General features: G+C 72.2%; 6 protein-coding genes and 2 pseudogenes. 6 read left to right on the forward strand and 2 right to left on the reverse strand.

Annotated features, from left to right (window positions below; translation table 11 throughout):
* The 6 genes and pseudogenes from ASF44_RS31930 to rbsD all read left to right on the forward strand — a co-directional run.
* A pseudogene (locus tag ASF44_RS31930) lies at window positions 1–145 on the forward strand (sugar ABC transporter substrate-binding protein); the annotation flags it as partial.
* A gap of 2 nt (window positions 146–147) precedes the next feature.
* Window positions 148–1,680: a sugar ABC transporter ATP-binding protein gene (locus ASF44_RS17140; RefSeq protein WP_056900453.1), complete on the forward strand. Its 1,533-nt coding sequence runs from the start codon at window positions 148–150 to the stop codon at window positions 1,678–1,680.
* Between the two features lie 59 nt (window positions 1,681–1,739).
* On the forward strand, window positions 1,740–2,720 hold the full coding sequence (locus ASF44_RS17145; protein ID WP_056900454.1) for an ABC transporter permease: 981 nt from the start codon (window positions 1,740–1,742) through the stop codon (window positions 2,718–2,720).
* A 3-nt stretch (window positions 2,721–2,723) separates the two neighbouring features.
* Window positions 2,724–3,734, forward strand: coding sequence for a LacI family DNA-binding transcriptional regulator (locus tag ASF44_RS17150; protein ID WP_056900455.1), 1,011 nt, complete (start codon window positions 2,724–2,726; stop codon window positions 3,732–3,734).
* Between the two features lie 59 nt (window positions 3,735–3,793).
* Window positions 3,794–4,735 carry a ribokinase gene (gene rbsK, locus ASF44_RS17155; RefSeq protein ID WP_056900456.1) on the forward strand — a complete coding sequence of 314 codons (942 nt, stop codon included), beginning with the start codon at window positions 3,794–3,796 and terminating at the stop codon, window positions 4,733–4,735.
* A complete protein-coding gene (gene rbsD / locus ASF44_RS17160) occupies window positions 4,732–5,127 on the forward strand; it encodes a D-ribose pyranase (protein WP_056900457.1) in 396 nt (131 codons plus the stop codon). Before rbsK ends, rbsD begins: the two co-directional genes overlap by 4 nt.
* Before the next feature lie 24 nt (window positions 5,128–5,151).
* Here rbsD and ASF44_RS17165 read toward each other — a convergent pair whose 3' ends face one another.
* Together ASF44_RS17165 and ASF44_RS31935 are read right to left on the reverse strand one after the other, a co-directional pair.
* On the reverse strand, window positions 5,152–6,270 hold the full coding sequence (locus ASF44_RS17165; protein ID WP_056900458.1) for a nucleoside hydrolase: 1,119 nt from the start codon (window positions 6,268–6,270) through the stop codon (window positions 5,152–5,154).
* Between the two features lie 11 nt (window positions 6,271–6,281).
* Window positions 6,282–6,426, reverse strand: a pseudogene (locus ASF44_RS31935) (sugar ABC transporter substrate-binding protein); the annotation flags it as partial.

A 6,426-nucleotide genomic window follows, 5' to 3' on the forward strand; every position in this document is an offset into this window, starting at 1 on the left:
GGCCACGGCCGACCAGTTCGCGGCCAAGCAGGCGGTGTTCGGCATCGAGACGGCGCTCAAGGCCCTGGCCGCCAAGACGCCGCAGGCCGGCATGCCCGCAGAGATCAAGACCGACGTCGTGCTGGTCACCAAGGACAGCAAGTAAGCATGGCAGCGCTTCCCGTGCTGTCGCTGCAGGGCATCGGCAAGGACTACGCCGCGACCGTGCTGGACGGCGTCAGCCTGGACCTGCACGCCGGCCAGGTGCTGGCGCTGACGGGCGAGAACGGCGCGGGCAAGAGCACGCTGTCCAAGATCGTCTGCGGCCTGGTCGCGCCCACGCGCGGCAGCATGCGGTTGGGCGGCCAGCCGTTCGCGCCGCGCACGCGCCGCGAGGCCGAGGCCCTGGGCGTGCGCATGGTCATGCAGGAGCTGGGCCTGGTGCCCACGCTGACGGTGGCCGAGAACCTGCTGCTGGGCCGCCTGCCGCACCGCGCCGGCTGGGTCGACCGCGGCCGCCTGCGCGCACTGGCCGAGCAGCAGCTGGCACGCATCGGCCTGACCGACATCGACCCGGACATGCCCGTCGCGCGCCTGGGCATCGGCCACCAGCAGATGGTGGAGATCGCGCGCAACCTGCAGGACGACACGCGCGTGCTGATCCTGGACGAGCCGACCGCCATGCTGACCGCGCGCGAGTCCGACCGGCTGTTCGCGCAGATCGCGCAGCTGTCGGCGGCAGGCGTGGCGCTGGTCTACGTCTCGCACCGGCTGGAGGAACTGCGCCGCATCTGCGACCGCGTGGCCGTGCTGCGCGATGGCCGGCTGGTCGACGCGCGGGCCATGGCCGGCGTCAGCGAGGCCGACCTGGTGCAACGCATGATCGGCCGCGCGCTGGACGACGAGGCCGAGCGCCCGCGCCGCCCGGCCGGCCCGGTGAAGCTGCGCGTGCGCGGCCTGGGCCGGGCCCAGGCGGTGCGCGACGTGAGCCTGGACCTGCACGCCGGCGAGGTGTTCGGACTGGCCGGGCTGGTCGGCTCGGGCCGCACCGAGCTGCTGCGTCTGGTCTACGGCGCCGACACGGCCGACCGCGGCAGCGTGGAACTGCTGGCGGCCGATGGCCGCGCCGCGCCGCGCTGGTCCAGCCCGGTGCAGGCGGTGCGCCAGCGCATCGGGCTGGTCAGCGAGGACCGCAAGTCCGAAGGCCTGCTGCTGCCGCTGCCGATCCGCGTCAACACCACCGTGAGCGACCTTCAGGCCGTGGCCAGCGGCGGCTGGCTGCAGCCCGGCAAGGAGCGCGGCATCGTGCAGGCCCTGGTGCGCAAGCTGCGCGTGCGCTGCCGCGACGAGGAGCAGCCGGTGGCCGCGCTGTCCGGCGGCAACCAGCAGAAGGTGGTGTTCGCGCGCTGGCTGCACCGCGACTGCGAGGTGCTGCTGCTGGACGAGCCCACGCGCGGTGTCGACGTCGGCGCGCGCGCCGACCTCTATGCCGAACTCGAGCGCATGGCCGCCGACGGCCGTGCGCTGCTGATGGTCTCCAGCGATCTGCGCGAGCTGATGGCCATGTGCGACCGCATCGGCGTCATGAGCGGCGGCCGCCTGGTGCAGGTGTTCGCGCGCGGCGCCTGGACCGAACAATCCCTGCTGGCCGCCGCGTTCAGCGGCGTCGGCGAACAACGGTCCGAAGAGGCTCCTGCATGAGCGCCGCGCCGGGCCGCCGCGAGCAAGCTCGCTCCGAAATCGAAGCCGGAGGCTTACCAATGACTGCCGCAGTACCCACCACCCCCACGCCGCGCAGCGGCCTGAATGCCCAGCTCGGCACCTACCTGGGCCTGGCGGCCGTGCTGCTCGGCATGGTGGCGCTGTTCAGCAGCCTCAGCGAATACTTCTTCACCACCGACACCTTCGTCGCCATCGTCAACGAGATCCCGGCGCTGGCGGTCATGGCGGTGGGCATGACCTTCGTGCTGATCATCGCCGGCATCGACCTGTCGGTCGGCTCGGTGCTGGCGCTGAGCGCCGCCTTGAGCGCCATGGCCGTGCTGCAGTGGGGGTGGACGCCGCTGGGCGCCAGCGTGCTGGGCCTGGCGGCCGGCGCACTGTGCGGCCTGGTGCTGGGCTCGGTCTCCGTGGCCTGGCGGCTGCCCTCCTTCATCGTCTCGCTGGGCATGCTCGAGGTGGTGCGGGGCTCGGCCTACCTGGTCACGGGCTCGCGCACCCAGTACGTCGGGGAGCGCATCGCCGGCCTGGCGGCGCCGCTGGTCGGCGGCGTCTCGGTCGCCTTCGTGCTGGCGGTGCTGCTGGTGGTCGTGGGCCAGCTGGTGCTCACGCGCACCGTGTTCGGCCGCAGCGTGGTGGGCATCGGCACCAACGAGGAGGCCATGCGGCTGGCCGGCGTGGACCCGCGCCCGGTGCGCATCCTCGTGTTCACGCTCACGGGCCTGCTGGCCGGGCTGGCCGGACTGATGCAGGCCGCCCGCATGGAGGCGGCCGATCCCAATGCGGGGCAGGGCATGGAGCTGCGCGTGATCGCCGCGGTGGTGATCGGCGGCACCAGCCTGATGGGCGGGCGCGGCTCGGTCGTCAACACCTTCATCGGCGTGCTGATCATCGCCGTGCTGGAGGCGGGGCTCGCCCAGGTCGGTGCCAGCGAGCCCAGCAAGCGCATCATCACGGGCTGCGTGATCGTGGTGGCCGTGATCGTCGACACCCTGCGCCAGCGGCGCGCCGCCAGGCACTGAGGCATGGCCACCATCAAGGACGTGGCCCGCCACGCCAACGTGTCGGTGACCACCGTCTCGCACGTGGTCAACAAGACCCGCTTCGTCAGCGAAGAAGGGCGCAACCGCGTCGAACAGGCCATCCGTGCGCTGGGCTACGTGCCCAGCGCGGTGGCGCGCAGCCTGCAGCGCAGCGCCACCAACACGCTGGGCATGCTGATCCCCAACAGTTCGAACCCGTACTTCGCCGAGATCGTGCGCGGCATCGAGGACCGCTGCTTCGGCGCCGGCTACAACCTGGTGCTGTGCAACACCGACGACGAGCCGCGCCGCCAGGGCATGGTGCTGCAGGTGTTGGCCGAGCGGCGTGTGGACGGGCTGATCGTGGTGTCGTCCGGCGAAGACCCGGCCCTGCCGCGGCTGCTCAGCGGCCTGCGCATTCCCACGGTCATGGTCGACCGGGAGATCGACACCTTGCCCTGCGACCTGGTGGAGACCGCGCACATGCAGGGCGCGCTGCTCGCCGTGCAGCACCTCGCGGCGCTGGGCCACCGCAGCATCGCCTGCATCGGCGGGCCGCCCGGCGTGGCCACGGCCGAGCAGCGCGCCGAGGGTTGGCGCCTGGCGCTGGCCGGGCTGGGGCTGTCCAGCGCCGGCCTGCTGCAGCCCGGCGATTTCACGAGCGAAGGCGGCTACGCGGCCATGCACGCCATCCTGCGGCGCACGCCGCGGCCCAGCGCCGTCTTCGTCGCCAACGACCTGATGGCCATCGGCGCACTGTGCGCCGCGCACGAGTGCGGCGTGGCCGTGCCGGACGACATCTCGCTCGTCGGCTTCGACGACATCGAGCTGGCCCGCTTCGCCTGCCCGCCTTTGAGCACCGTGGCCCAGCCCAAGCAGCGCATCGCCGCGATGGCGGTGGACATGCTGCTCGAGCGCATCGAAGGGCGCCGGCAGGACGTGCGCAAGGTCGTGCTGCAGCCCGAGCTGCGCGTGCGCGCATCGAGCGCGCCCTGCCGGGGGACAGCGGTGTGAGCACCGCCGGGCCGCCCCAAGGTGCTCAGCACCGCAGCGCGCAGCGCGATGGTATTTCCATGACCAGCGTGCCGAACATCCTGGTGCTGGGCAGCCTGAACATGGACCTGCTGCTGCGCGTGCCGCGCGCGCCGCAGGCCGGCGAGACGCTGATCGGCCATTCGCTGGCGCTGCTGCCGGGTGGCAAGGGCGGCAACCAGGCCGTCGGCTGCGCGCGCCAGGGCGCGCAGGTGCGGCTGCTGGCACGCATCGGCCGCGATGCCGACGGCGAGGCCCTGCGTGCCGCGCTGGCGCAGGACGGCATCGCGCTCGACGCGCTGCAGGTCGACCCGCAGGTGCCGACCGGCCGTGCGCTCGTGATGCTGGAGGATTCGGCGCAGAACCGCATCGTCGTGCTGCCCGGTGCCAACGCCGCGCTGCAGTGCGACGAGGCCGCGCTGGCGCAGCACCTGCAGGGCGTGCAGTTCTTCGTCACCCAGCTCGAATCGCCGCTGCCCGTGGTGCTGCAGGCCGTGGCGGCGGCGCGCCGCGCCGGCTGCCCGGTGCTGCTCAACCCCTCGCCCATGCAGCCGCTGCCCGACAGCCTGTGGCCGATGCTGGACACGCTGGTGGTCAACGAGATCGAGGCCGCGGCCTATGCCGGCTGCGCGGTGGCGACGCCCTCGCAGGCCGCCGCCGCCGGACAGGCGCTGCGCGCGCGCGGCGTCGCGCGCGTGGTGGTCACGCTGGGGGCGCAGGGTGCCGTCACGGTGGAGCAGGGCGGTTGCCGCCTGCAGCCCGCGCCGCGCGTGCAGGCCATCGACACCACCGCCGCGGGCGATACCTTTGCCGGCGCGCTGGCCGTGGCGCTGGCCAGCGGCCAGGACCTCGCGCAGGCGACCGCGCGCGGCGTGCGCGCCGCGGCCGTGTGCGTGACGCGCGTGGGCGCGCAGGTGTCGATTCCGTCGGCGGCCGAGGTCGATGCCCAACCCGAAGCACCCACCTCGAAGGAACTGCCATGAAGCGCACCACCTTGCTGCACGCCGAACTCTCGCGCGTCATCGCCGGCATGGGGCACGGCGATCTGCTCGTCATCGGCGATGCCGGCCTGCCGATCCCTGCCGGGCCGCTGCGCATCGACCTGGCGGTCACGCGCGGCGTGCCGGGCTTCGCGCAGGTGCTGGAGGCGGTGCTCAGCGAGCTGCAGGTCGAGCGCGCCGTGATCGCGCAGGAGGCCTGCGGGCCGGACGGCGCGCGGCGCCCGGCCTGGTGTGCGGCACTGCCGCCGCTGGCGCTGGAGCTGGTGCCGCACGCGCAATTCAAGCAGCTGTGCCTGGGCGCCAAGGCGATGGTGCGCACCGGCGAGTGCACGCCCTACGCCAACGTGCTGCTCTACGCCGGCGTGGCGTTCTGACGGGCGCCGGGCGGCGCCCCACGTTCAGGGGATCGGCACGGGCCGCGTGAGCAGATCCACGTAGAGCTCGAAGAAGCGTGCGTTGTCGAACTTCTTCACCACCTTCATCTTCTGCAGCGTGGCCCCGGCCGGCTGCGCCGCGTAGCCGATGGACTGGCCGTTGTTGGCCTGCCCGGGCGCGTCGACCACGTCCACATACTCCTCGCTGACCTCGGTGGCGTACTGGGGGTCGATCAGGTAGGCGATCGTGAGCGTGTCCCAGATGTTCAGCGTGTAGTTCGGGTCGCCCTCGAAGCCGATGCCGTTGAAGCCCGGGCCCATGACCTCCTTGAACTGCTTGGTGACGGCCGTGGTGCGTGCGCCGTGCGCGATGCGGTTGTAGATCGGCGTGGTCAGCAGCACGGTGTCGGTCACGTCCAGCGGCACCACCACCTGCGGCACGGGCTGGCGCACCACGTACTGCGCGGCCTCGGGGTCGAACCACCAGTTGAACTCGGCCAGCTTGGTGGTGTTGCCCGGCACGTGCACGGCCCCGCCCATGTAGATGATCTGCTTGATCAGCGGCACGATCTCGGGCGCCTTGCGCATGGCCTTGGCGATGTTGGTCAGCGGGCCGATGGCCAGGATGGTGACCTCGCGCGGGTTGGCCTTGATGCTGTCGATGAGGAAGTCGACCGCCGGCTGCGCCTGCAGCGGCGTGCTGGTCGCGAAGCCATCGGACGGGGCGACCAGCTGCGCCTGCGTGGGCGCGGTCTTGCTGACGCTCCACGCGCCGTAGTAGCCGTCGTTGACCGCGCCGGCCGCGAGCTCCTGCTCGATGGTGGCCCAGTCGTGCGACAGCGCGTAGTTCTCGCCCGCGTACACGGGGATGCGCTGGCCCATGCCCAGGCGTTCCACGGACTTGAGCGCCTCGACCACGCCCTGGTCGCGCCACTTGTTGCCCGAGACCACGGTGATGCCCAGCACCTGCAGCTTGCCCTCGGCCTGCAGCTGCGCGGCCATCACGCCGAGCTGGCCGTCGTCGCTCATGGTGTTGTAGTCGCTGTCGATGATGATCTTGGGCGGGCCGTCGTCGCCGCCGCCGCAGCCGGCGAGCACCAGCGCGATGCCGGCAAGAAAGCCCCAGAGCGATCGTCTTTGCATGCCCATCTCCTTCACTTGGAATCCTTGGTGACCAGCACGACGTCGGTCTTGATCTCCGCGGGCATGCCGGCCTGCGGCGTCTTGGCGGCCAGGGCCTTGAGCGCCGTCTCGATGCCGAACACCGCCTGCTTGGCCGCGAACTGGTCGGCCGTGGCC

The sequence above is a fragment of the Pseudorhodoferax sp. Leaf274 genome (assembly GCF_001422445.1).
Lineage (GTDB): Bacteria > Pseudomonadota > Gammaproteobacteria > Burkholderiales > Burkholderiaceae_C > Pseudorhodoferax.

Coding starts and splice junctions, on each gene's coding strand:
- ASF44_RS17140 (WP_056900453.1), top strand. CDS start 148: ATGGCAGCGCTTCCCGTGCTGTCGCTGCAGGGCATCGGCAAGGACTAC.
- ASF44_RS17145 (WP_056900454.1), top strand. CDS start 1,740: ATGACTGCCGCAGTACCCACCACCCCCACGCCGCGCAGCGGCCTGAAT.
- ASF44_RS17150 (WP_056900455.1), top strand. CDS start 2,724: ATGGCCACCATCAAGGACGTGGCCCGCCACGCCAACGTGTCGGTGACC.
- rbsK (WP_056900456.1), top strand. CDS start 3,794: ATGACCAGCGTGCCGAACATCCTGGTGCTGGGCAGCCTGAACATGGAC.
- rbsD (WP_056900457.1), top strand. CDS start 4,732: ATGAAGCGCACCACCTTGCTGCACGCCGAACTCTCGCGCGTCATCGCC.
- ASF44_RS17165 (WP_056900458.1), bottom strand. CDS start 6,270: ATGCAAAGACGATCGCTCTGGGGCTTTCTTGCCGGCATCGCGCTGGTG.